Annotated in this window: 23 protein-coding genes, 2 tRNA genes and 1 riboswitch; of the genes, 2 read left to right on the forward strand and 23 right to left on the reverse strand. The window is 47.5% G+C overall.

Annotated features, from left to right (window positions below):
• From BQ9856_RS20135 to BQ9856_RS20210, 15 genes are all read right to left on the reverse strand, one after another.
• On the reverse strand, positions 1-1,752 hold the full coding sequence (locus BQ9856_RS20135; protein WP_077612602.1) for an ABC transporter ATP-binding protein: 1,752 nt from the start codon (positions 1,750-1,752) through the stop codon (positions 1-3).
• 11 nt (positions 1,753-1,763) lie between these two features.
• Complete coding sequence (locus BQ9856_RS20140; RefSeq protein ID WP_077612603.1) at positions 1,764-2,213, reverse strand: MarR family winged helix-turn-helix transcriptional regulator; 450 nt, start codon at positions 2,211-2,213, stop codon at positions 1,764-1,766.
• Positions 2,214-2,529: 316 nt separating this feature from the next.
• A tRNA-Leu gene (locus tag BQ9856_RS20150) sits at positions 2,530-2,615 on the reverse strand.
• Between the two features lie 40 nt (positions 2,616-2,655).
• A tRNA-Tyr gene (locus BQ9856_RS20155) sits at positions 2,656-2,737 on the reverse strand.
• An 81-nt stretch (positions 2,738-2,818) separates the two neighbouring features.
• A complete protein-coding gene (locus BQ9856_RS20160) occupies positions 2,819-4,882 on the reverse strand; it encodes a glycoside hydrolase family 13 protein (RefSeq protein ID WP_077612605.1) in 2,064 nt (687 codons plus the stop codon).
• A 372-nt stretch (positions 4,883-5,254) separates the two neighbouring features.
• On the reverse strand, positions 5,255-7,075 hold the full coding sequence (gene ftsH, locus BQ9856_RS20165; RefSeq protein WP_200801331.1) for an ATP-dependent zinc metalloprotease FtsH: 1,821 nt from the start codon (positions 7,073-7,075) through the stop codon (positions 5,255-5,257).
• Between the two features lie 9 nt (positions 7,076-7,084).
• Positions 7,085-7,612, reverse strand: coding sequence for a hypoxanthine phosphoribosyltransferase (hpt, locus tag BQ9856_RS20170; RefSeq protein WP_077612606.1), 528 nt, complete (start codon positions 7,610-7,612; stop codon positions 7,085-7,087).
• Positions 7,605-9,032, reverse strand: coding sequence for a tRNA lysidine(34) synthetase TilS (gene tilS, locus BQ9856_RS20175; protein ID WP_077612607.1), 1,428 nt, complete (start codon positions 9,030-9,032; stop codon positions 7,605-7,607). Before tilS ends, hpt begins: the two co-directional genes overlap by 8 nt.
• Positions 9,033-9,106: 74 nt before the next feature.
• Positions 9,107-10,522: a SpoIIE family protein phosphatase gene (locus BQ9856_RS20180; protein WP_442855550.1), complete on the reverse strand. Its 1,416-nt coding sequence runs from the start codon at positions 10,520-10,522 to the stop codon at positions 9,107-9,109.
• A gap of 106 nt (positions 10,523-10,628) precedes the next feature.
• On the reverse strand, positions 10,629-10,967 hold the full coding sequence (locus BQ9856_RS20185) for a septum formation initiator family protein (protein WP_442855551.1): 339 nt from the start codon (positions 10,965-10,967) through the stop codon (positions 10,629-10,631).
• A gap of 2 nt (positions 10,968-10,969) precedes the next feature.
• On the reverse strand, positions 10,970-11,326 hold the full coding sequence (yabQ, locus tag BQ9856_RS20190; RefSeq protein ID WP_077612609.1) for a spore cortex biosynthesis protein YabQ: 357 nt from the start codon (positions 11,324-11,326) through the stop codon (positions 10,970-10,972).
• Positions 11,327-11,343: 17 nt separating this feature from the next.
• Positions 11,344-11,628, reverse strand: a complete 285-nt coding sequence (gene yabP, locus BQ9856_RS20195; RefSeq protein WP_077612610.1) for a sporulation protein YabP — start codon at positions 11,626-11,628, stop codon at positions 11,344-11,346.
• Positions 11,629-11,718: 90 nt separating this feature from the next.
• Positions 11,719-11,958 (reverse strand): RNA-binding S4 domain-containing protein, encoded by a 240-nt coding sequence (locus BQ9856_RS20200; protein WP_077612611.1) that lies wholly within the window; start codon positions 11,956-11,958, stop codon positions 11,719-11,721.
• A 3-nt stretch (positions 11,959-11,961) separates the two neighbouring features.
• Positions 11,962-12,264 (reverse strand): HU family DNA-binding protein, encoded by a 303-nt coding sequence (locus tag BQ9856_RS20205; RefSeq protein ID WP_268875600.1) that lies wholly within the window; start codon positions 12,262-12,264, stop codon positions 11,962-11,964.
• A gap of 64 nt (positions 12,265-12,328) precedes the next feature.
• The gene (locus BQ9856_RS20210) at positions 12,329-12,721 is read right to left on the reverse strand and encodes a MazG family protein (protein WP_077612612.1); all 393 of its coding nucleotides are present in this window, start codon (positions 12,719-12,721) and stop codon (positions 12,329-12,331) included.
• 167 nt (positions 12,722-12,888) lie between these two features.
• Here BQ9856_RS20210 and BQ9856_RS20215 point away from each other — a divergent pair, with 167 nt between their 5' ends.
• Positions 12,889-13,869, forward strand: coding sequence for a ComEC/Rec2 family competence protein (locus tag BQ9856_RS20215; protein WP_077612613.1), 981 nt, complete (start codon positions 12,889-12,891; stop codon positions 13,867-13,869).
• Positions 13,870-13,959: 90 nt separating this feature from the next.
• On the opposite strand, the gene BQ9856_RS20220 is transcribed toward BQ9856_RS20215, so the two are convergent.
• From BQ9856_RS20220 to pth, 5 genes are all read right to left on the reverse strand, one after another.
• Positions 13,960-14,103, reverse strand: coding sequence for an AE-binding protein (locus tag BQ9856_RS20220; RefSeq protein WP_077612614.1), 144 nt, complete (start codon positions 14,101-14,103; stop codon positions 13,960-13,962).
• 43 nt (positions 14,104-14,146) lie between these two features.
• Positions 14,147-14,695, reverse strand: a complete 549-nt coding sequence (gene spoVT / locus BQ9856_RS20225) for a stage V sporulation protein T (protein ID WP_077612615.1) — start codon at positions 14,693-14,695, stop codon at positions 14,147-14,149.
• 151 nt (positions 14,696-14,846) lie between these two features.
• A complete protein-coding gene (locus tag BQ9856_RS20230; protein WP_077612616.1) occupies positions 14,847-15,032 on the reverse strand; it encodes a hypothetical protein in 186 nt (61 codons plus the stop codon).
• 145 nt (positions 15,033-15,177) lie between these two features.
• Complete coding sequence (mfd, locus tag BQ9856_RS20235) at positions 15,178-18,714, reverse strand: transcription-repair coupling factor (RefSeq protein ID WP_077612617.1); 3,537 nt, start codon at positions 18,712-18,714, stop codon at positions 15,178-15,180.
• A gap of 9 nt (positions 18,715-18,723) precedes the next feature.
• Positions 18,724-19,290 carry an aminoacyl-tRNA hydrolase gene (gene pth, locus BQ9856_RS20240; protein ID WP_077612618.1) on the reverse strand — a complete coding sequence of 189 codons (567 nt, stop codon included), beginning with the start codon at positions 19,288-19,290 and terminating at the stop codon, positions 18,724-18,726.
• Positions 19,291-19,531: 241 nt separating this feature from the next.
• Positions 19,532-19,627, forward strand: a riboswitch (purine riboswitch).
• Between the two features lie 11 nt (positions 19,628-19,638).
• On the opposite strand from pth, the gene BQ9856_RS20245 reads away from it, so the two are divergent.
• Positions 19,639-21,048 (forward strand): NAD(P)/FAD-dependent oxidoreductase, encoded by a 1,410-nt coding sequence (locus BQ9856_RS20245; RefSeq protein ID WP_077612619.1) that lies wholly within the window; start codon positions 19,639-19,641, stop codon positions 21,046-21,048.
• 101 nt (positions 21,049-21,149) lie between these two features.
• Here the strand turns inward: BQ9856_RS20245 and BQ9856_RS20250 are convergent, their stop codons facing one another.
• Genes BQ9856_RS20250 through tig form a run of 3 tightly spaced genes read right to left on the reverse strand, consistent with a single transcriptional unit; the run spans position 21,150 to position 23,642 of the window.
• Positions 21,150-21,947, reverse strand: a complete 798-nt coding sequence (locus BQ9856_RS20250) for an HAD family hydrolase (protein WP_077612620.1) — start codon at positions 21,945-21,947, stop codon at positions 21,150-21,152.
• Entirely contained in the window at positions 21,944-22,528 is a 585-nt protein-coding gene (locus BQ9856_RS20255; RefSeq protein ID WP_077612621.1) for a xanthine phosphoribosyltransferase, read from the reverse strand. Before BQ9856_RS20255 ends, BQ9856_RS20250 begins: the two co-directional genes overlap by 4 nt.
• A 28-nt stretch (positions 22,529-22,556) precedes the next feature.
• A complete protein-coding gene (tig, locus tag BQ9856_RS20260) occupies positions 22,557-23,642 on the reverse strand; it encodes a trigger factor (protein WP_077613471.1) in 1,086 nt (361 codons plus the stop codon).
• Between the last annotated feature and the right edge of the window lie 42 nt (positions 23,643-23,684).

Below are 23,684 nucleotides of genomic sequence, written 5' to 3' on the forward strand. Positions count from 1 at the left end.
TTACTCACTGAGAACACCCCCTTTGGTCTGGGATTCATAAACTTCACGATAAATTTCACAGGTTTTTAACAGCTCGTCATGGGTTCCCACAGCATTGATCCGCCCGTCATCCAGCACAATAATCTTATCTGCATCCTGTACGGATGAAACCCTTTGTGCAATAATGATTTTCGTGGTATCCGGGATCTCATCCCGGAACGCCTGACGGATCAGGCTGTCAGTTGCCGTATCCACCGCGCTGGTGGAGTCGTCAAGAATCAGGATCTTAGGGTGCTTTAGAAGCGCCCGGGCAATGCAGAGCCGCTGACGCTGGCCGCCTGATACATTGGAGCCTCCCTGTTCTATGTAGGTATCATATTGATCCGGAAATTCCCGGATGAACCCTTCGGCCTGAGCCAGTCTGCATGCCTTTTTGATCTCTTCATCCGTGGCATGCTCATTGCCCCAGCGCAGATTTTCCCTGATGGTGCCGGAGAACAGCACATTCTTTTGAAGCACCATGGCGACCTGATTGCGGAGTACTTCCAGATCATAGGCTTTTACATCGACTCCGCCAACCGCCACCCTTCCGCCGGCCGCATCGTAAAGCCGGGGGATCAGCTGGACAAGGCTGGATTTGGAAGTCCCTGTTCCGCCGATAATTCCCACAGTTTCTCCTGATTTGATGGAAATATCAATTCCGGAAAGGACCGGCTTCTCGGCTTTTGCAGAATAGGAAAATGTAACATTTTCAAACCGGATGGAACCGTCCTTTACGGTGCGGACCGGATCAGCCGGATCTTTTAAATCGCTTTCCTCTGCCATGATTTCCACAATACGCTGGGCCGATGCACGGGAAATCGTAATCATGACCAGAACCATGGAAAACATCATTAAGCTCATAAGGATCTGCAGGGAGTATGTGATCAGGCTGGTCAGCTCGCCGGTAGAAAGCCCGGTCACAGCGTTATTGCCGCTGGCAATGATCTCTTTCGCACCGAACCACGAAAGCAAAAGCATACTTGTATACAGACATACCTGCATCAGGGGCATGTTAAACGCCAAACGCTTCTCAGCCCTGATAAAATCCTGATAAATGGACCGGGATACGCCGGTGAACTTTTTCTCCTCAAATTCCTCCCGGGTATAGGATTTAACTACCCGGATCCCATGCAGATTCTCCTGTACAATGCTGTTAAGCTTGTCATATGTCCGGAACACCCGCATGAAAACAGGGTGCACATGGGATATGATCAGCCACAGGCCGGCCCCAAGAACCGGAATCACCAGAACGAAAATCAGAGACAGGCTGGCATCGATCCGGAAAGAAAATATCAGTGCGAAAATCATCATGACAGGTGCACGTACTCCAAGGCGCACCAGCATCTGATAGGCATTCTGCACATTTGTAACATCCGTAGTCAGCCGTGTGATAATGCTTGAGGTTGAAAACTTATCGATATTGGAAAATGAAAACTTCTGTACATTATAAAACATATCGTGCCGCAGGTTTCTGGCAAAGCCCGCCGACGCGGCGGCCGCGCTGCGTCCGGCCAGAATTCCGGTCAGCAGAGAAGCCAGGGCGCAGACGAGAAGGGCAAGGCCCATCAGGAAAACATAGGACATATTTTTCCGATAGATCCCATTGTCGATCAGAAACGCCATCAGCGTAGGGATAAAAATTTCAAGAATCGATTCAATTATTACATATACTGGTGTGAGAATACTATCCCTCTTGTATTCACGCACACTGGCTGCAAGTCTTTTGATCATAAAAAATCTCCTTATTGATTCTCCTGTGCTTCTGAAATATTTTCTTTCATTCTGTTTAAGTATTCATTCAGGGCAGTCACCTCTTCATCCGTAAATCCACGGAGCAGGATGCGCTCCATTTCTTTTTTATTTTTCTCCATTATTTTATGAACTGCCCTCGACTTGTCCGTCAGCACAATTTTTTTCAGCCGTGCATCTGACTTTACGGACAGTCTGAGGATAAACCCCTTCTCTTCCATCAGGCCCAGCACCGTGGAAGCTGTGGATCTTGCAATGGTAAAAAAGTCCTCAATGTCCTTCTGGTAAATATCTTTCCCTTCATTCTCCGCAAGAAACCCAATGATCCACCCGTTATTATCGGTTAATTTATCAACTTCCCTATTGGAGGTAGAATTTAAAAAATAACGGCGGATCATGTTATTCAGCGAACGGAGTCCCATTGCTATGCTTGCATTTTCCATCTTCCCCTTCCTCTCTGCCTGTTAGTTCGAAGTTGAACTGTTAGACATAGAACATTATATTCAATAAAAAATAAATGTCAATAGTAATTCTCAATTATCAATAAAAAAGGCGGGATTTGCCGGAAAGAACGCAGCTTTGGATATTCCATGAACAGGAAATATACAGGCATTGAAAAAGAGCATCATTGGAAGCCTGACAATGGAGATCAGCATCACAATAATACCCTGTCTGTATTCGCATAGATATAAAAAAAGAGCGTTGCCAGCCTGCCAGACCATACGGTCCGGCCATCTGCACAACATCCTCTTTTCATCATGCCGGCGACCGGAATCGAACCGGTACGGGAGGTAAGTCCCGCAGGATTTTAAGTCCTGTGCGTCTGCCAGTTCCGCCACGCCGGCATTCTCATATATAGCGGCAGTTTCCTGCCGCTATACGGACTGGGCGGAGAAGGATTCGAACCTTCGAAGTCGTCGACAACAGATTTACAGTCTGCCCCCTTTGGCCGCTCGGGAATCCGCCCATGCTTTTTATGAAGCAAGCGAGTGTTATTTTATCATAGGGACATGAAAAAATCAAGGGTTTTTTGAAAAAAATGAAACATCTAATCCCGGTCAGCCACCAGCAGAATGGAGCTGGTTCCGGGCATGATAACCACCACCTGGCCCCCGCTTACCTCATACGGGATCTTCCCGACATTGTAACCGCTCTCATAGGTCAGCATATGGCGGGACATGGTCTCCCCATCCTTTACTCCCAACTGCCATACGGGAATCTTCACTTCCCGTTCATCCGAAAGAGTATTGACCGCCACGGCACAGATACTGTCACCGCAGAATCTGCCGTAAGAAATAAGATGGCGTCCGGCCAAAAGCTGTTTTAACGATCCGAGGCGCAGGGCCGGTATGCTATGATGCAGTCCTGTCATATAGCGGTGAAACTCGATCAGTTCTAAGTCCTCACTGCCCCATGGATAGGTCCTCCGGTTATCCGGGTCCGTCCAGCCGCAGACGCCGGCCTCATCTCCGTAATAAATCGTGGGCGCTCCGGGCCACGTCATCTGAATCATGACCCCCTCCCGGAAAATACCGTAATGGATCCCTTCCGAAGCCGCTTCCGGCCCCAGGGAAGACATGCGCCCCACCCGGCCGTTGGTTCTGGTCATAAAACGGGAATGGTCATGGTTTGACAGCTCATTCATGGCCGTCAGAAGCGATCCCGACATCATGCGGCTCATATGATAATTCATGGATTTAAAAAAGCTTTCTCCGTCCCCGAAAAGATCAGGGTTTCTTTCATCGCTGTGTTTTTCCATGCCTGTCAAAAACCAGGTTACCGGCTCCATGAAGGCATCATAATTCATGACCGTATCCCACTGGTCCCCCTGCAGCCAGCCGGACGGATCGCCGTAATGCTCCGCCAGCACCATGGCTTCCGGATTGGCCTTCTTAACCGTCTGCCGGAAATCCCGCCAGAATTTATGATTGTACTCACTGCTGTGGCCCAGATCCGCCGCCACATCAAGACGCCAGCCATCCACATGGTAAGGAGCTGACACCCATTTTGCGGCAATCCGCATAATATATTCATAAAGGACAGGGGAATCCTCATAATTAAGCTTTGGAAGCGTGGAATGGCCCCACCAGCCGTCATAGGAGCCGTTATAAGGCCATGCATCTTCTCTGTTAAATTTAAAAAATGTCCGGTATGGGCTGTCCTTTGAAACGTAAGCACCGGGCTCATATCTTCCGGACATCTCGTATATCCGTTCTCCGTCCAGCCATTTATTAAAAGAACCGCAATGGTTAAATACACCGTCCAGAATCACCTTCATTCCCCGCCTGTGCACTTCTTCCACAAACCGGGCAAAAAATGCATTGCTGGCTTCTAAGTTCTCCGGGTCCGTCGTCCGGATCATATACTTTACGGCATTCCTGTTATCCCGATCCTCCGGCTCCACAGTCCGGCCTCCGTCCTTTACGATCACGCCATAATGGGGATCAATATGATCATAATCCTGACAGTCGTATTTATGGTTTGAGGGAGATACGAAAATGGGGTTTAGGTAAATCACGTCAACACCCAGATTTTTTAAATAATTCAGCTTATCCCATACCCCCTGCAGATCACCGCCGTAAAAATACCCGACATCCAGCTGGTTCGGATATTTTCCCCAGTCCTTTACGCCGAAAACCGGCCGGCCGATGTAGATATATTCCTCATCCACCACATCATTGGCCACATCCCCGTTGCAGAACCGGTCCACATAGATCTGGTACATAACGGCCCCTTTAGCCCAGTCAGGCGTAGAAAACCCGGGAACAATGCGAAAATGAAATTCCTCCGGATCATCCGCAGAAACCCCCAGCCGGTTGTAATAACAGACTTCCCCGCCTTTTACCGCCTTAAAGCTGTAGCTGATTTTTTCATGCCCCGCCGTCAACCGGTATTCATAATAATCAAACAGCCCGTCAGAAGCTGTCTGATCCATGGCCCGCTCTTCCCCATCGCCATCCTGAATGTAACAGACCTGGTCCACATCATCCTTTGCCGTTCGGAAAAGCAGAATCACATCATCTCCCTCACCGGGTTCTGCCGGGAACCGGAAATTCTCAGTCTCATCGGTAAATAAAGCATCTCTGTTCAACGCCTCAGCCTGGAAGCACATATGATTTTCATTTCCTTTCTCGTCATCTATACGCTCTATTCTATCTGATTGAATCCAAATATACAACCCCGCCTTTTCCGGAAAAAGACAGAAAAAACGGCCAGCGGGGTAGCTGACCGTTTTTCGGAGAAGGTATTTCGTTTCTTATGGGGTGTAGCAAAAACTATATAATGTATTGGGGGGGTTTACGATTATTAATATACCATGTCCCGCAAAATAAGTGTGCACAAACATCATTTTTTTCATACTTGATTTTTATGCATTTTTGCCCTGCCTTCTCATCAGATACAAAAAAGCGCAGACTCCCTGGTAAAAACTTAGATATTTTACCGGATTCTGCGCTTCTATCGCTTTCAGGCTGACAGAGGGTTCCTAACCTTCCGCTGCAGCAGTAAACAGACTTTCAAATTCCTGCTGGCCAATCTTTTCCTTTTCTATGAGCAGCTGACAGCAGGCATGAAGGACATTTTCATGTTTTAAAATGATATCCTTCGCCTTTTCATAGCACTCATCGATGATCCGCTTCACTTCATTGTCAATGGTATTCGCAACCTGGCCGCCATAGTTCTTGGTATGGGCCAGATCCCGGCCGATAAAGACTTCATCGCCGTCATTATCATAGTTTATCATGCCAACCCTGTCGGACATGCCGTACTGGGTCACCATGGCCCGGGCCATTGCGGTCGCCTGCTTGATGTCCTGGGAAGCTCCGGTGGTGATATCACCGAAAATAATCTCTTCCGCGATCCTGCCGCCTAAATCTACCATAATATCCTGCAGCATCTTGCCTCTTGTATTAAACATATGATCTCTTTCCGGCAATGGCATGGTATATCCGGCCGCGCTGACTCCCGTGGGAATGATGGAAATGGTATGCACAGGCCCTTCATCCGGAAGTAAGTGAAACAGAATCGCATGGCCTGCCTCATGGTATGCCGTGATCCTCTTTTCCTTCTCGGTTATTACCTTGCTCTTCTTCTCGGCTCCAATGCCGACCTTCACAAAAGCCTTATCAATATCGGCCTGATTGATATATTTCTTGCTGTTTCTGGCCGCATTGATGGCTGCTTCATTCATAAGGTTCTCTAAATCCGCACCGGTGAATCCGGCCGTTGTCTGGGCGATTCTCTTTAAATCCACATCTTCTCCCAGGGGCTTTTCCTTGGAGTGAACCTTTAAGATTTCCTCTCTTCCCTTCACATCGGGCCTTCCGACGCCCACCTTCCGGTCAAAACGTCCGGGACGCAGAATCGCCGGATCCAGAATGTCCACACGGTTTGTCGCAGCCATAACGATGATCCCTTCATTGATCCCGAAGCCGTCCATCTCAACCAGAAGCTGGTTTAAGGTCTGCTCCCTCTCGTCATGTCCTCCGCCCATACCGGTACCCCTTCGGCGGGCAACTGCGTCGATTTCATCAATAAATATGATACATGGGGCGTGCTTTTTCCCCTCTTCAAATAAATCCCTCACCCGGGAAGCGCCGACACCGACAAACATTTCCACAAAGTCGGAACCTGAAATGGAGAAAAACGGGACCCCTGCTTCTCCTGCCACTGCCTTGGCAAGAAGGGTCTTACCTGTTCCGGGAGGTCCTACAAGAAGGATCCCTTTCGGAATACGGGCTCCCACACTGGTATATTTCTGAGGATTCTTTAAGAAGTCCACCACCTCTTCCAGTTCCTCTTTTTCCTCTTCGAGCCCGGCTACCTTGCTGAAATTCACCTTATTGGCATCTTTTGCAAGATGGGCCCGGCTTCTTCCAAAATTCATCATTTTTGCATTGGCGCTTCCGGCCCCTGCCCTGGCATTCATTAACATGAAAAGAAAAACCAAAGCTACCGCTGTTAAAATCAGCGGCAGAGTAATGGTCAGGAATAAATTTTCCTTCTGTACTGCATCCACCGTATAGGTGATTCCATTGCGGTCCAAACGATCCTGAATCTCAATCACATTGGATACATTGGCCTGTTTTGACGAGCCGTCGGTCATGGCCATCTCGATCCTTCCCGTTGGAGGCGGATCGTTCTGCCTGATCGTTGCTGAGGCTATGGTTCCATTGTCAATCGCCTGCATTAACTCCTGGTTGGTGACGATTTCACTCTTTTGGGGCAGCTTACTGGCAAATATAAGCATGATAACCAGAAGGAGCAGAAATCCCAAGCCTCTGAATGGTTGCTGTTGTTTCAACATGCTGCCTCCTTATTGCTGTTCTATAACTCCAATATATGGCAAATTCCTATATATCTGATCGTAATCAAGACCATATCCAATGATAAACTCATCCGGCACAGTGAAACAGGTGTATTTCACTTCCACCTGCTTTTTCACCCGGCGCTCCGGTTTATCAAGCAGCGTACAGAGCTGAATGCTGTTAGGATTTCTCTGCTTTAACACCTCGATCAGATAGGACAGGGTATTGCCGGAATCGATGATATCCTCCACAATCAATACATCCTTTCCTTCGATGGGATCATCTAAGTCCTTAACGATCTTAACGATCCCACTGGACACCGTTCCGGCGCCGTAACTGGATACGGACATGAAATCCATGGTAAGCGGCAGTCTGATCCGCTTTGCGAGCTCACAGGTAAAGAAAACGCCTCCTTTTAAAATGCAGATCAGATGAAGGGGTTTTCCCTCGTAATCCCTGCTGATCTCATCTGCTACTTCCTTTACTCTTTCCGCTACCTCTTCCTCTGATAACAATACACGTATCTTATCATCCATTGTCTTTTCCTCTTTTCTGCCCATGCTTTTTGTGCATAATGGTATGCCCGGAGGGCGTTCCTCCGTCTAGCTGCATTTGTATTACTGTATGGGTATCATCTGTTATCTTATAGTATTCACTGATCCGGTATCCGATGACCCAGAGAACATGGGAACCATCTGCCACCAGCGGTATTTTCCCCCGTTCCTCCTTCGGAATCTTTTCATCGATCATAAATGCCTTGACGGTCTTTCTTCCACCTCCGGCCAGTGTGATGTAATCTCCGGTTTCCCGATACCTCACAGAAAGTGCACATTTGATTTTATCATAATCAAACCATTTCGTACACCCGTTTTTGGGAATTTCCTGGCCTTTTTTATAGGGAAAGACCGTAAAATCCAGTTTTGGAAGCGGAAAACTGCACTCGTTTTCCACCAAATCTCCCTGATTTTTCTTTTTTATCCACAATTCACTCACTGTCCGCACCGCAATGAGCCCATGGGGAAGATCCACCTGCCTGCCGGAAGGCCCCGAAAGCAGGGCAGCCGCACTTTCCACGTGAGTCATGGTAATATCTTTCATGGATTCATTGACCGACCGGATCATCCTTCGGATCACATAATTCTTTATTATGTCGTCCTCCGTTAAAAGCATCTCTACCCCGGCTTTGCACGCCAGGCACGTTCCGGCCGCATCCGTTTCCCGCTTTCCACAGGCCTTTAACACGCTCTCCGCCTGTTTTTCCAGATAAGCGTCCGCTTTTGCAGCCATTTCCCCTGCATGGACGATGTTTTCCCCTGCCCGGCTGTTGATCTGTTCTTTGATGGAGGGAAGGATCTGGCTCCGCAGGCGGTTTCTCACATAATCCAGGGAAGCATTGGTGGAGTCCTCACAATAAGATATCCCTTTTTCCTCCAGATATGCAAGAATTTCTCCCCTCCCTACGGACAACAGCGGCCGGACAATTCTCTCCCGTACGGGACGCATTCCGCCTAACCCCTTCAGTCCGGTCCCCCGGAACAGGTTATACAGAATGGTCTCCGCCTGATCATCCGCATGATGGGCTACCGCTATTTTGGTTCCCCCAAAGGCCAGACGCTCTCTCTCAAAGATCTCATACCGCAAATGCCTGCCGGCTTCCTCCACCGACATCCCATGTTCCCTGGCATAAAGCGCGGCATCCACCCGGACGCATGCAAAAGCGATTCCCAGCTCTTTGGAAAGCTGACCGGCATAAAGACTGTCCCGGTCCGCCTCTTTCCCTCTTAATCCATGATGAACATGGACTGCTTTTAATTCCAGTCCAAGCTCTTCCTTAAGCTCATTTAAGACTATAAGAAGACAGACCGAATCGGCTCCTCCGGAAAGCGCCACGATGACGCGGTCCCCCGGAGTGAACAGCCGGTTCCGTCTGATAAAATCCAATATCTTTCCGTACATTCATCCACCTTCCTTAGTTGATTTTCTCCCCTCTCTACTATAAATATACCCGCAAAACATGTCTGTTGCAATTATTATTTTCTTTTCCATATGCCGGCTGTCAGAACCGTCATGTCATCAGCCGCCTTTTCGGCAAAGGATCTTGCGAACAAAAGAATCCGGTCCGCCATGTCCTGAGGATTCTTGACCGGCATTCCGGCAATGAATTCCTGAAGCATCAGTTCCTTGTCATCCGCCGGAAGAGCGTCCAGAATACCGTCACTGACCATAATGATCCGGTTATCATCCCACAGCTTTTTAGACAGCAGAACCGGCTCCACCGGGTTTAAGATGCCCATGGGAACCTCGCCGGCCTCCAAACGCTCCACTCCTTTTTCGCTGAGGATATACGTAGCCGCTGCTCCCAGCTTCATGGCCTCCATAATTCCGGTTTTCAAATCAATACAGCACAAGTCCAGGGTAGCCGGATGCTGGGAAATACCTGTCAGCAGTAAAACGGTATTTACCATCTTAAGCGCCGCCCTTGCTGAAAATCCTGCTTCTAAAAGCCTCTGGGTCAGTTCGATCACCTGCCTGCTTTCTTCCTCTGCGGCCTTGCCGCTTCCCATGCCGTCTGACAGGCTCAGTATGGCTTGTCCCGGCTGGACCTGTCCAAAGGTGTAATTGTCCCCGGATACCTCTTCCCCGCTTTTTATTGCCTTGGCGGCGCCGTAGATTACCTGGTATTCGCCTTTTTCAACAAACCGTATGGTATCGGCCTGTTTTGTTACCAGGTTCCTGCCGTCGGGAGCCACCGTCCATTCGCCTTCCTCTATGGCATCCTCCAGGACTTCTGCAGCCTCCTTCACGGTCACACACCGGCCGTTCATGGTTCTCATGGTCAGATATGCTTCCCTCTGCTGATTCTCGTATTCCAGGATCAGCATCTTTTCTATGATAATGTGATTGCGGCGGAATGCCCGCTTTATTTCTTCCTCCCATTCCGGGGTTATGTCAACTGCATGCTCCACCTGATGTGAAAATTCTTCCAGGATCACGGCCAGCTCCTTAAACTGGACGATCACCGCATCGCGGCTCTCCAGGAAACGGTTCTTCCAAGCCAGATTCATGGTGGCTCTTCCAAGCCCCCGGTTTAACTGGACCATGTATTCGTCCTTCCTTTTGCAGGTTTCCAGAAAAAAACGGGGCATGTCCCCGTAGTCCACGCTCCCTTTATGCTCAAACGCACGAATCAGATACTGCAGATAATATTGATTGTCCTGTTCTTTACCGGGATACACAATGCATTTGTTACAGCCTGCGCATACCATGGCTGCCGCTGTCTGAAGAGCCGCGACGCCATCTTCCTTCGTAAGTCCCTGTTCTGCGGACAGGTCATCTGTGCACGCTCTGGCAAGCTCTCCCAATGAATTTGCCATGTCGTTTAATCTCTTTGCCGTATATACATTCACATCAGCCATATCGTGATGTGCCGCCTTACGTCTGAACACAAAAATCCCTCCTGCCTGTTACATGCTTTAAACCACATTATATACAGGGGGGAGGGAAATATTTGTCAAAACAGCTGATTCCATCTTTAAAATTGTACGACAATATTTACTGCCTTTGTGACGGTTTTAGCAGAATCTCGTCAGGATTTACAAGTCCCAGCTTCTGCTTTGCCACTTCTTCGATATATTGTTTTGTCTGCACATAAACACGGTATTCCTCTAACTCCTTGGCCCGTTCCTGTTCCTTGTCCACCTGAGCCTGGAGGTTTTCCAGACGAAGCCGGTACTCCTGCTCCTTTTCCTTCAGTGTGACTCCCTTTAAGGTAACGATCACTGCAAGGCTGAATACGACGAAGGTGATACCAATAAGGGCCATGCGGTTGCCCCATTTATCTTTTCTTTTTCTTCTTGATTTTCCCATCTCGCTCATACAATCACCAGTCAATCCTACTGCCGCCTCTTCCGGCGGATACACTTATTCATTTTTATTTTAAGATATTTCCTGAAGTTTTTCAAGAACTTTAGAAAAAACCTGCTGATCATTCTGTCATACAGAAACATTCCCATAAATACTCCGGTAATGACATATCCTCTTAATTCTCCGTCATTCTGTTCATACAGCAGGGAAAATGTAATGAGCGCAGCATAAATCCAGTATATCATGTCCTCTATTCCTATAAAAGCATAGGAATGAGGGATAAAAATACGGAAAATACGTAACAGGTCATATGTCATCATAAGCCCTGCGCCCGTTAAAAAGCTGTAGAGCAGAAGTTTTACTTCATATACGATATGAACGCTCATATGACTCCTTCTGATTCTTATTTAAACAGCCTGGAAAGCAGGGGTTCCCCGGACCTGCGCAGCGCTTCGTTGGAAGAATAGGTAAGGCTCTCTATATTGCCGTTTAAGTCCACCTCTCCTTTTTCCAGTGTCAGACGGCTGACATGAAGCTCCTTTCCTTTAAGGGTAAGGATCCCCATATCGGTGTCTAAAACCACCTGGTTCTCATCAAAGGATACTACTTCCCGGATGCCTGTCATTGTACCGGAAGCCCGGTTTTCTATTGTCAGCCTGTGAGGGCGGATATTCATCTTTTCTTCCATAAGAAAAACCTCCTAATATACCTGTCTAAAGTATATTAGGAGGCGCGCTCCAATATTCCTGAAATTTATCGTACGTATCAAAACTATGAGCTAAAGATAACGGTAAAGCTCTTTCGCTTCATCCTTTTTTACCGTCTCCGCGACATCAAGAACCTGAACCTTTACCGAACTGGTTCCAAAACGAATCTCAATGATGTCACCTTCCTTAATATTCAGGGAAGCTTTGGCAGGCTTGTCATTGACAAGCACGCGGCCTGCATCACAGGCTTCGTTGGCTACGGTTCTTCTCTTGATAAGACGGGAAACTTTAAGAAACTTGTCCAGCCTCATGGATTATGCGTTCACCATATCCTTTAAAGCCTTTCCAGCTTTGAACTTTGGTGTTTTGGAAGCCGGGATATTCATAACTTCGCCGCTCTTTGGATTTCTTCCTTCTCTTGCTGCTCTTTCAGATACCTCGAATGTACCAAAACCAACTAACTGGATTTTCTCGCCTTTTACCAGCTCTTCAGATATTACATCTGTTAAAGCCTTAACTGCCTTCTCTGCATCCTTTTTGGACAGTTCTGCTTTCTCTGCTACTGCTGCGATTAACTCTGCTTTGTTCATTGATATCTTCCTCCTAGAATGTAGCACTAGACTACGATTTTTCGCGTTAACACGATTACTATATCATTTATAGCTGTTTCTCCTGTTTTTGTCAAGGTTTTTCGCTCTTTTGGAGGGCTTTCTCCTGCATTTTTATCTCATTCCACAGGACTTGCCCTTCTTCCGGTGAAATTACCTTTTTATCGCCAAAAACATGGGGATGCCTGCGTATCATTTTTTCACAGATTCCGTTCACCACGTCATCGATGGTAAAGTCCCCCCGCTCCTTCGCGATCTGGCTGTGCAGCATTACCTGAAACAGTACGTCTCCCAGCTCTTCGCAAAGGTTTTCCATATCTTCCTGATCGATGGCATTCAGAACCTCTCCGCTTTCCTCTTCCAGGCACTTTTTCAGACTTTCATGGGTCTGCTCCCTGTCCCAAGGACAACCATGTTCTGACCGCAGTTTATTTGTAATATTTACTAAATCCTCAAAAGTATGCATGGGCAGCTCCTCCTTTTGCATTTATTATAACATATCCGCAGGAAATATAGGAAATATTTCATTTTTTTCCAATTCTGAAGATTTTCTGACATTTGAGCTCGGCCCCTGTTAAAAAAGACGATAATCTTATATAATAAGGGATAGCGAAATAAAAACCGGAGGTAGCCATGAAACAATTTAATATCTGGAAAAAAATAGCAGCCTGCCTGCTGTTTTTAAACATTGTATTTACTGCATTTAAGCCGGAGCTTCTGACACCCAATGCCTCAGCCGGGGAAATGACCGTACGGAGCATGGGCTTTGGGCCGGCCCTTAACATCGGACCGGGAAGCAAAATATTTAACGGCGGAAGTTTATCCTTGCTGGCGGATTATGATAACCGGCAGATGCTTTCCATGATCCTGCAGGACAAGAACGGAGCTCTTGTGGTGATTGACGGCGGCTGGGATATCAATGCGGCCCATTTGACGGATGTGATCCGTTCCAGAGGCGGACATGTATCAGGCTGGTTCATTACCCATCCTCATTCAGATCATATTGGAGCGCTCGTTCAGATCTTAAACAATCCGGACAGCCAGATCACCATAGACCATGTCTATTACTCCCTGGCGGACCAGTCCTGGTATGAAACCGTTGAGCCATCGCGGGCTGATCTTGTGAACAGCTTACGGGCAGCGCTGGCGACCCTTCCTGCGGAAAAGCTGCACACCGTCCAGAAAGACCAGGAGATCCAGATCGGCCAGATAAAAGCCAGGGTTTTAAATAACCCTTATTTACTGGATGCGACCTCGGTAAACAACAGTTCCGTTGCATATCAGTTTTTACTGAATGACGTAAGCATTCTGGTGCTTGGAGATATGGGGCCGGAGGCGGGACAGCTTCTGCTTTCCGAGCATACCGCAGCGGAATTAAAGAGTGATATTGTCCAGATGTCCCACCATGGGCAATACGGCGTAAGCCGGGAAGTGTACGCGGCTATTGATCCCAAAATCGCCCTGTGGCCCTGTCCGCTCTGGCTGTGGAACAATGATAACGGCGGAGGAACCGGAAGCGGGGACTGGAAAACCCTTGAGACAAGGAAGTGGATGGAGGAGTTAGGAGTAAAAGTAAATTACTGTATCAAAGACGGAGATCAAATCATTTATTAATCGGTTTTAAGTAAAAAGAAACGGCATGAACACAGAAAAACCAGTGTCCACGCCGTTTCTTTTTCTTTCAATTATTCCATAAACATCTGGTTAATTTCCCCCGGGACCGTCTCTTCTGGGCCGCTCTGATTCCGGTAATGGCTCCACGTAGAAACCATCCTTGTAAGGCTCGGTATCAATCTCCGGAACATCGCCATCATTATAATCATCTTCTTCCGGTACAAAAACCTTCATTGTTTAATTACCTCCTTTTTCATATGCTGTCATAGTAATATGGTTATCCTTCCATCTGACGGCCTAAAAATCCGGCCGCGGTTGTAGCCAGTTTTGTCTCCATGTCCCCAAAACGGGCTCTTGGTTCCCTGCTCAGCAAAGCTACGGAACCAATTGCATCGCCTTCACAGATGATCGGTGCCACTACCTGGGCTGTCACACCTTCCAATGTCTCACCTGTCAGAGGAATAAATCCCTTATCATCCTTTCCGGCAATCACAACGGTCCGCTCATTAATAAGATTTTCCAGCTGCTTGCTGATTGTCTTCTGGATAAGCTCCTTTTTAGAACCTCCAGCCACAGCAATGATCTGGTCCCGGTCGCTGATGCATACGGTAAGCCCCGTAGTCTGAGCCATAGCCTCTGCGTACTGGGAGGCAAAAGCAGTCAGTTCTACCATTGGAGAATATTTCTTTAAAATAATCTCGCCTTCTCTGTCTGTAAATATCTCAAGCGGAGTTCCTTCTCTCAAGCGTAGTGTCCTCCTGATTTCTTTCGGAATAACTACGCGCCCAAGGTCGTCAATTCTTCTCACAATACCAGTTGCTTTCATAATAAAATTCCTCCATCTTGTACTTTTTAATATCACTGATATTATTTTGCTACGAAAGCAACAGATTATACTTAAGTCTGCCATTTTTCCCAAAATTTAAAATCAGGGTCAGTTTGCTATTGGAATATGCCGGATTCTCAATACCCAAAGGTTAAAAATCATTCTGCCTGAAACGACGCGGAGCTTCCTTTGAGGAAGAAATGTAACCCTCATGAGCCGCCTTTGCGGCTGTATTATCAGGAATGGGAGTCACAAACCGGTTTTCAAAAGAACCATACCGCTGAATCGTCAATTCATCGGATACCCTTTGCAGAAGATACATACCTAGTACGTCCATAGCTACCACCTTTCTCCGAAATATTTATTTTGAAGTAAAGAAAGCATCTGGGACTAAATCCCTTCTTCTACTATTATTATATCACTTAACAGGCAAAAATTAACCAGACAAGCTCTGTATTTTGTGTCACTTTTTCATATTTTCACTACTTTTCAGACAATTCTAATATTTGCTTTAAAATCACTTCTGCCTGGCCCATCATGGCATCGGTAGACGGATTCTTCTTTCTGTCCAGGAACATAATCCTTGGTTCTTCTCCCATCTGAAACTTCAAATCTCCACGGTACCGGTCGATCAGCTTCGGAATTCCCTCTACCTTAAGCTTTGCATTCTTATACATGGTAAAACGGATCTCCTGGCGGTTGATGTTCACCTCGGTCACATAGGCACTGTGGGCCAGAGCCTTTAAGCCTGCGACCTTTAAGAGATTATCAACCGGCTTCGGAATATCGCCGAAGCGGTCCATCAGTTCGTCCTGCATATCCATATATTCTTCTTCATTCTCAATGCTGGAAATCCGCTTGTAAATATCAAGCTTCTGATATTCATTCTTAATATAGGAAGCAGGAATATAAGCATCGGTATCACATTCCACCACCGTATCGTAGGTCTCCTCTTCTTTCCTCTGTCCCTTCAGTTCCAGGACCGCCTGGTTTAAAAGCTTGCAGTAAAGATCATAACCCACAGCTTCCATATGTCCATGCTGTTCCGCACCCAAAACGTTTCCTGCCCCCCGGATCTCCAAATCCCGCATGGCAATCTTGATGCCGGAGCCCAGCTCCGTAAATTCCCGGATCGCCTGAAGACGCTTTTCCGCCTCTTCCTTTAGTAATTTATCCCGTTTATACATCAAAAATGCATAAGAGGTCCGGCTGGAACGGCCCACCCGCCCCCGTAACTGGTACAGCTGGGAAAGCCCCATGCGGTCCGCATCCTGAATGATCATGGTATTTGCATTGGGAATGTCAAGGCCGGTCTCTATGATGGTGGTGCAGACCAGAACATCGATCTCTCCGTTTACGAAATCGAACATGATCCGTTCCAGCTCATGCTCATGCATCTGTCCATGTGCAAAGGTCACGGCTGCTTCTGGAACCAGGCTTGCAACGTGGTTCGCTACCTCATCGATGTTATTTACCCGGTTGTATACGTAATAGACCTGTCCGCCCCGGGACAGTTCCCGGTGTATGGCCTCGCGCACCATCTCATCGTTATGCTCCATAACATAGGTCTGGATCGGCATACGGTCTACCGGAGGCTCCTCCAGCACGCTCATGTCCCGGATTCCGACCAGACTCATATGAAGGGTTCTTGGAATCGGGGTGGCCGTTAAGGTCAAAACGTCGATATTTTCCTTTAACTGTTTGATTTTTTCCTTATGTGCCACGCCAAAACGCTGTTCCTCATCAATGATGAGAAGCCCCAGATCCTTAAATGCCACATCCTTTGACAGAACCCTGTGGGTTCCGATCACAATGTCCACCAGCCCCCGCTTTAGATCTTCCAGGGTCTTCTTTATCTGGGCCGGAGTCCGGAAACGGGACATCAAATCCACCCGCACCGGGAAATCCTTCATTCTCTGGGCAAAGGTATTATAATGCTGCTGGGCCAGAATGGTGGTAGGCACCAGATAGACTACCTGCTTTCCATCCTGGACTGCCTTGAACGCTGCCCTTAAGGCGATTTCAGTTTTACCATATCCCACATCTCCGCAGATCAGGCGGTCCATGATCCTCCGGCTTTCCATATCTGCTTTTGCAGCCTCTATGGCATCCCACTGATCCTCTGTTTCCTCATAGGGGAACATCTCTTCAAATTCCTTCTGCCAGACCGTATCCTCTCCATACCGGAATCCATCGGTCTGCTGCCTGGCAGCATAAAGCTGCACCAGATCCCTGGCAATTTCCTTAACCGCACCTTTGACTCTGGTTTTGGTCCTGTTCCACTGGTCTCCGCCCAACCGGTTTAATTTAGGTTTTTTCGCCTCGGCACCTGCATACTTCTGGATCCCGTCAAGCCTTGTGGCAGGGAGGTATAAATTTCCGTTTTCTGCGTACTCCACCTTTAAGTAATCCTTGATCACCCCATCCTGTTCGATTTTTTCTATACCACGGTAAATTCCCAGGCCATGATCCTCGTGAACCACGTAGTCACCGATGGACAGGTCTGAAAAGTTCTGGATTTTCGTCCCCTCATAAGAGGTCTTTTTCCGTTTCCGTTTCTTTTTCTCTCCCCCGAACATATCGCCTTCGGTGATGACGATAAATTTGATCATGGGATATTCAAAGCCGCGGTGGATATTTCCGAAGGTCACCAGAATTTCCCCCGGTTTTACCTCACAGCCTTCCCAGGACTCATCGGGACAGTAGGCCCGTAAATCATATTCCCTCAAATCCCCGGCCAGACGGCTGGCTCTGGTTCTGGAAGCCGACAAAAGGATGACCCGGTAACCTTCCTTTTTCCACCTGGTTAAATCTTTGATCAAAAGTTCAAACCCGTTCTGATAAGCATTTACATTTTTCACCTGGAAGCTGTATCGGTTCTTAACCGTAAATCCCGCCAGCTTCTGCTCAAGGCCGGTTAAATACACGGTGGTCTTTGTCTGGGTCCTGGCTAACATTTCTTTTGCCGGGAACAGAAGTCCGGTCTGGCCGGGAAGGATGTAACCGTTTTCCAGACGGTGAATCATGCTTTCCCGGAATTCCATTTCCACGGTCTCTCCCTTTTCCTTAAGCCGTTCCGGCTCATCCAGGAAGAGTACCGTGTCTTCTGCCGGAAAATACTCCAGGAAGGAAACGCTCTCCTGGCAGAAATAGTGGATATAGCCGTCCAGCCCATGCTGTTTAAAACCTTCCCGAAGCCCTTCCAAAAGTTCCGAGACAATGGAGCGGATTCTCGCTGATTCTTCTATTTTTGACTGGGATCTAAGCTCCTTCTCATACTTTTTTGCTTCCTTTTCAAGGATAGCGGCCCCGCTTACGATCTGATCCTTTTTGAGTACCATTTCCGTGGCAGGATAAATCCGGACGCGGTCCAGCTGTTCAATGGATCTCTGGCTCTCTATATCAAAGGTCCGGATGGAGTCCACCTCATCATCCCATAGTTCAATCCGCACCGGGAGTTCCTCCGTCAAAGGAAACACGTCAATGATCCCGCCGCGGATGGAGAACTGTCCCATGCCATCCACCTGAGCCATCCGCTCATATCCCAGTTCAGCCAGGCGCTTCTTCCATTTCTCCACGTCAATGGTCTGACCGCCTTCTACGGATAACACCTGTTCCTTTAAATGCCGTAAAGGTAAAAGATGGTCCATGAGTCCGTCAATGGTGGTAACGATCCAGCCTGAGGATTGTTCCATTAAATGGCGGAATACGGTCATCCGCTGCTTGGTGAGCAGATTTCCATGGATGTCCGCATTGAAAAAAAGAAGGTCCCTGGCCGGATACAGCCATACATCCCGATCAAAGAAGCGCAGATCCTCATAGATCTCCCTGGCTCTGGTATCATCATAAGTCACCACCAGCTTGAAGCCGGCATGCTTTGCGGCCTCGTACATCAGATGGACCTTCTGGGAATCCATGCATCCGCTTGCTGCGGCCGGCCCTGCTTTTTTTACCAGATCAGCCGACAGATCTTCAAAATCCTTTAGCTCCCTTAATGGTTTTTCAAATAGATCGCTCATGAAATCTCCTTATTTCTTCCTGTTGAAGTGATTCATTGCCATATCCGCTCCGTCCGTAACCATCATCACTGCAGCCTCCGCCGCATCCTTGTATGCCTGTGCCATAACCTCTTCCTGATCCTTTGGGAACCGGCCGAGAACATAGTCCGCCAGATCCATTTCCTCCGGCTTTTCTCCCACTCCTACCCGGATCCTTAAAAATTCCTGGGTCCCTAAGTGGCTTATAATATTTTTTAAACCGTTATGGCCTCCGGCACTTCCTTTTGTCCGGATCCGCAGCCGGCCTTCCGCCAGATTGATGTCATCGCAGATGATGATGATGTGGTCCGGTTCCACCTTGTAAAAATCGGCTATGGCCCGGATGCTTTCTCCGCTTAAATTCATAAAGGTCTGGGGCTTTGCCAGGATCACTTTCTCGAAGCCGATCATTCCGCTCCCACAGAATGCCTTATGCTTTTTTTCCGTTACCCTGGTGCCCAGTTTGTCCGCCAGAATATCGATTGCCTCGAACCCTGCATTGTGCCTGGTCTTTTCATATTCCCTGGTTGGGTTTCCTAGTCCTGCGATGATATACATGATGATTCTCCTCATTATTGTCTATATTAATTACGGTTACGATTCATGACTTTTTAGGGGTTTTGAACACCCGAAAAGCGTTAGATTTCCCAATCCGGGGGGTCTAACGCTATTCTTTTTCATTTTAACAGTTCCGGTTTAAGATGTAAAGGCGGAAACCGTCTTTTTTTTCCAGATACTCCTATCCTGTAAATTCCTGATTTTTAAGATTATTTTCCTTGTCATTCCCGTATCCGTTATGTTAAAATAAAACCGTTGCGCTTATATAAGTTCATAATTGGTTGAGCGTTTCTACCAACTACCATAATAGTTGACTATAAGGGTTAGAAGGAAAAAGGAGTGATGTTCATGAAGGATGCTTCAAAAAATTACGATGTGATCATCATCGGCGCAGGCCCTTCCGGCATTTTCTGCGCTTATGAACTGATCGAGAAAAAACCGGACCTTAAAATTCTGATGATCGAAAAGGGCCGCCGGATTGAAAACCGAACCTGTCCCAAACGGAAAACCAAAGTATGCGTAGGCTGCAAACCATGCTCCATCACTACAGGCTTTGCGGGAGCAGGGGCATTTTCTGACGGAAAGCTGTCCTTATCCCCTGATGTTGGAGGAAACCTTCCTGAGATACTGGGGTACGATAAAACAGTGGAGCTGTTAAAGGAATCCGATAACATTTACTTAAAATTCGGCGCGGATACCAATGTTTACGGAGTGGACAAACAAAAGGAAATCCAGGAGATCCGCCGTAAGGCCATAGGCGCTAATTTAAAGCTGATCGAATGCCCGATCCGCCACTTAGGCACGGAAGAAGGCTATAAAATCTACACCCGCCTTCAGGAACATTTATTGGAGCAGGGCATTGAAATGGCGTTTAATACGATGGTAAAGGATATTATCATCGAGGATAATAAAGCAAAGGGCGTCATCACAGATAAAGAAGAAACCTACTATGCACCGGAAATCGTTTCCGCCATCGGCCGGGAGGGCTCTGACTGGTTCAGCCACATCTGCGGAGACCACGGCATTGAGACAAGGGTCGGAACCGTAGATATCGGTGTCCGCGTGGAAGTCCGCGATGAGGTCATGGAATTTTTAAACAAGAACCTTTATGAGGCCAAGCTTGTTTATTATACCCCGACCTTTGACGATAAGGTCCGTACCTTCTGCACCAACCCTTCCGGCGAGGTGGCTACGGAGTATTACGAAAACGGACTGGCCGTTGTCAACGGACACGCCTACAAATCCCAGGAATTTAAGACCAATAACACCAACTTCGCTATCCTGGTATCAAAAAATTTTACAAAACCATTTAAGACTCCCATCGAATACGGCAAGCACATCTCCCAGCTGAGCAATATGCTCTGCGACGGCAAAATCCTGGTACAGACCTTCGGTGACTTCCAAAGAGGACGTCGTACCACAGAAGAGCGCTTATGCCGCAACAACCTGATCCCAACCTTAAAGGATGCGGTCCCCGGAGATTTATCCTTAGTTTTCCCGCACCGCATAATGGTCGACATAAAAGAAATGCTTTTAGCCCTCGACAAGGTAACTCCGGGCATCGCCAGCGATGAAACCCTGTTATACGGCGTAGAGGTCAAATTCTATTCCAATAAAGTGGTGGTTAACGCTGACTTTGAAACCAGTGTAGAAGGCCTGCGTGCCATCGGCGACGGGGCTTCCGTAACCAGGGGCCTCCAGCAGGCATCCGCCAACGGACTGAGCGTGGCAAGAAGCATTCTGGAAAAAATGAATTAAAAACATAATTATGTAAGATACTAAATTTTCCTGCAAAAAAGCTCTTGAAACTTATAAGTCTCAAGAGCTTTTATCCATTTTATTGCTATTTTTCAAACGAATCATACCAGCCCCAGCTTCTTCATCGCATAGGCCACTCCGTCATCTTCCACATTCTTCGTATAAAAGGTAGCATAAGGCTCCAGCTCCACGCTGTGATGTCCCATTAAAATACAGTTCTTCGCATACTCAAACATGGACAGATCATTGGTGCTGTCACCAAATACATAAGTATCCTCCAGCGCGATCCCATAATGCTTTAAAACCAGCTCCATGGCGGTCGCCTTGGAATAACCGGCCGGAACGCATTCATAGAATCCGCCGCCCCGGCTGATGATTTCAAAATCCAGTCCCAATGCACGGGAAAAACCTTTCATATCGCTCTTTTCATCTGCAAGAACACAGAACTTATCAAAGTCGTAGCAATCCTCTTCCCAGCCATAGGGGGATATGTTCCCTTCCCGGGCTATGGTTTCTTTCATTCTCTCTACCTGGGGAATGCGGGAGGGTTCTTTTCTGAAATAACAGCTTTCTGTTCCCTCTAAAATCCCATCCAGACCGTGCTCTAAAATGATTTTTTTGATCTTAAGCCCGCGCTCGTGAGGAATCGTGGCTGAGAAAAGAACCTGACCCTCCGCCACAATACGGGTCCCGCATCCGCAGCAATAGCCATCCACTTCGATCATCCGTTTGATGAGTTCAATCTGACAGTCAGTGCGTCCGGAATTGATGAATACCAGGTGGCCCTTTTCACGCGCCCGTGCGACTGCCTGTTTCGCGCTGTCCGGCACATTCCGGTTTACCTCGGAAAAAAGCGTGCCGTCAATATCGAAAAACAGGGCCTTTCTTTTTTCAGTCATCGGTCACCTCGAAAACATATGGTTCCCGATGTTTCATCCATGCTTTCTACAATGGCCAGGGACTCTACCCGGATGCCTTCTTTCCGTAAACGGTCCCCGCCGGTCTGGAAGCCCTTTTCGATCACGATTCCCGCACCGACCAGCTCTGCGCCGGAATCCTTTACGATAGCAGCCAGGCCCTCCAAAGCTTTTCCATTAGCTAAGAAGTCATCGATCAGCAATACCTTGTCACCCGCTCCCAGAAATTCCTTGGAAACCATAATATCATAGACTTTTCCATGGGTAAAGGATTCCACCTGGGTGGTGTAGACATCTCCTGCGATGTTCTTGGTCTTGGATTTCTTGGCAAATACTACCGGCACATCAAAATACTGGGCCACGATACAGGCAATGCCGATGCCGGAAGCCTCAATGGTCAGGATTTTATTGACTTCATAACCGGCAAAGCGTCTCTTAAATTCCTTTCCGATTTCAACGAACAGCTTAATATCCATCTGGTGGTTTAAAAAACTGTCTACTTTCAGTACGTCACCGGATTTAATCTTTCCGTCCCTGCGTATTCTGTCCTTTAAAAGCTGCATAAAGGTTCCCCCTGTCGTAAATTATTCATTATCTGATAACCGCATTCTCCGTCAGGAAATCCATTACCTTGTTATTCATAATATAGTCATCTACGTTAAACTGGCCGGCAGTCTCAATCATATTTTCAACACTTTCATAGCCCATCTCATCTGCAATTTTCTTACGGTCTTCGTCTGTTATCACAATTCCTTCTTTTTCTGCGATAGCGGTTACTACCAGCCTCTGTTCTACGATAGCTTCTGCCTGGGTCTTTAAAACTTCTTTAAAATCAGCCTCTCCCATTCCTGCAAATGCGCCTGCAAACGTTCCCAGGTCCATACCGTAGGACGATGCCTGGTTTGTATAGTTGGCAACCACATTATTGAAGTTGGCATCAATGGCATCCTGTTTCGGCTCAACCGTAGAGGCATTTAAGATCGCATTGTAAATATCGCTCTTGACCTTCTGCTCCGCCTGGTCGTTCTTGTCCTTTAACAGGGACTGCTTCTTGTCCTCTTTGTATTCATCCACCGTCTTAAAGTCAGAGTTTTCCTGGACATAGGCATCATTTAATTCCGGAACCTGTTTCTCCTTGACAGCGTTGACCGTCACTTCAAACACCACTGCCTGGCCTGCTAAGTCCGCGTTCTGGTAATTTTCCGGGAAGGTGAGATTTAAAGTGACCTTGTCTCCCTTTTTCGCACCGATAAGGCCTTCTTCAAAGCCTTTGATAAACTGGCCGGAACCGATGGAAAGATCATAGCCCTGGGCGGTCCCTCCATCGAATGCGACTCCATCCTTGGTTCCCACATAATCAATGTTGACCTGGTCCCCTGTCTGAACTGCGCGGTCTGTTTCCGTATATTTAGCGCTTGCTTCCAGTTCGTTCTGAATTGCCGTATTCACTTCTTCTTCCGTCACTTCCACAGGGTCCTTTGTCACTTCAATGCCTTTGTACTCTCCCAGAGTGATGGTTCCGTTGTCAACGCCTGTTAAGTCCACATCCGCCATGGTTTCCTGTGCGGAGCTTTCCGTTGCTGCTGCTGTTGTCTCCTCCGCCGCTTTTTTTGAGCATCCGGTAATAAGAGCTGCTGCAGCCAGTCCGTACATACATACTTTAAAAATTTTCTTCATAATACAATCCTTTTTCTTTCTATTTAATGATTCACAATGAAA

This window comes from Clostridium sp. Marseille-P2415, assembly GCF_900155545.1.
In the GTDB taxonomy this organism is placed as follows: domain Bacteria; phylum Bacillota; class Clostridia; order Lachnospirales; family Lachnospiraceae; genus Lacrimispora.

Coding starts and splice junctions, on each gene's coding strand:
- BQ9856_RS20135 (WP_077612602.1), bottom strand. CDS start 1,752: ATGATCAAAAGACTTGCAGCCAGTGTGCGTGAATACAAGAGGGATAGT.
- BQ9856_RS20140 (WP_077612603.1), bottom strand. CDS start 2,213: ATGGAAAATGCAAGCATAGCAATGGGACTCCGTTCGCTGAATAACATG.
- BQ9856_RS20160 (WP_077612605.1), bottom strand. CDS start 4,882: ATGTGCTTCCAGGCTGAGGCGTTGAACAGAGATGCTTTATTTACCGAT.
- ftsH (WP_200801331.1), bottom strand. CDS start 7,075: ATGTTGAAACAACAGCAACCATTCAGAGGCTTGGGATTTCTGCTCCTT.
- hpt (WP_077612606.1), bottom strand. CDS start 7,612: ATGGATGATAAGATACGTGTATTGTTATCAGAGGAAGAGGTAGCGGAA.
- tilS (WP_077612607.1), bottom strand. CDS start 9,032: ATGTACGGAAAGATATTGGATTTTATCAGACGGAACCGGCTGTTCACT.
- yabQ (WP_077612609.1), bottom strand. CDS start 11,326: ATGAGCGTTCATATCGTATATGAAGTAAAACTTCTGCTCTACAGCTTT.
- yabP (WP_077612610.1), bottom strand. CDS start 11,628: ATGGAAGAAAAGATGAATATCCGCCCTCACAGGCTGACAATAGAAAAC.
- BQ9856_RS20200 (WP_077612611.1), bottom strand. CDS start 11,958: ATGAGGCTGGACAAGTTTCTTAAAGTTTCCCGTCTTATCAAGAGAAGA.
- BQ9856_RS20210 (WP_077612612.1), bottom strand. CDS start 12,721: ATGCATACTTTTGAGGATTTAGTAAATATTACAAATAAACTGCGGTCA.
- BQ9856_RS20215 (WP_077612613.1), top strand. CDS start 12,889: ATGAAACAATTTAATATCTGGAAAAAAATAGCAGCCTGCCTGCTGTTT.
- BQ9856_RS20220 (WP_077612614.1), bottom strand. CDS start 14,103: ATGAAGGTTTTTGTACCGGAAGAAGATGATTATAATGATGGCGATGTT.
- spoVT (WP_077612615.1), bottom strand. CDS start 14,695: ATGAAAGCAACTGGTATTGTGAGAAGAATTGACGACCTTGGGCGCGTA.
- BQ9856_RS20230 (WP_077612616.1), bottom strand. CDS start 15,032: ATGGACGTACTAGGTATGTATCTTCTGCAAAGGGTATCCGATGAATTG.
- mfd (WP_077612617.1), bottom strand. CDS start 18,714: ATGAGCGATCTATTTGAAAAACCATTAAGGGAGCTAAAGGATTTTGAA.
- pth (WP_077612618.1), bottom strand. CDS start 19,290: ATGTATATCATCGCAGGACTAGGAAACCCAACCAGGGAATATGAAAAG.
- BQ9856_RS20245 (WP_077612619.1), top strand. CDS start 19,639: ATGAAGGATGCTTCAAAAAATTACGATGTGATCATCATCGGCGCAGGC.
- BQ9856_RS20250 (WP_077612620.1), bottom strand. CDS start 21,947: ATGACTGAAAAAAGAAAGGCCCTGTTTTTCGATATTGACGGCACGCTT.
- BQ9856_RS20255 (WP_077612621.1), bottom strand. CDS start 22,528: ATGCAGCTTTTAAAGGACAGAATACGCAGGGACGGAAAGATTAAATCC.
- tig (WP_077613471.1), bottom strand. CDS start 23,642: ATGAAGAAAATTTTTAAAGTATGTATGTACGGACTGGCTGCAGCAGCT.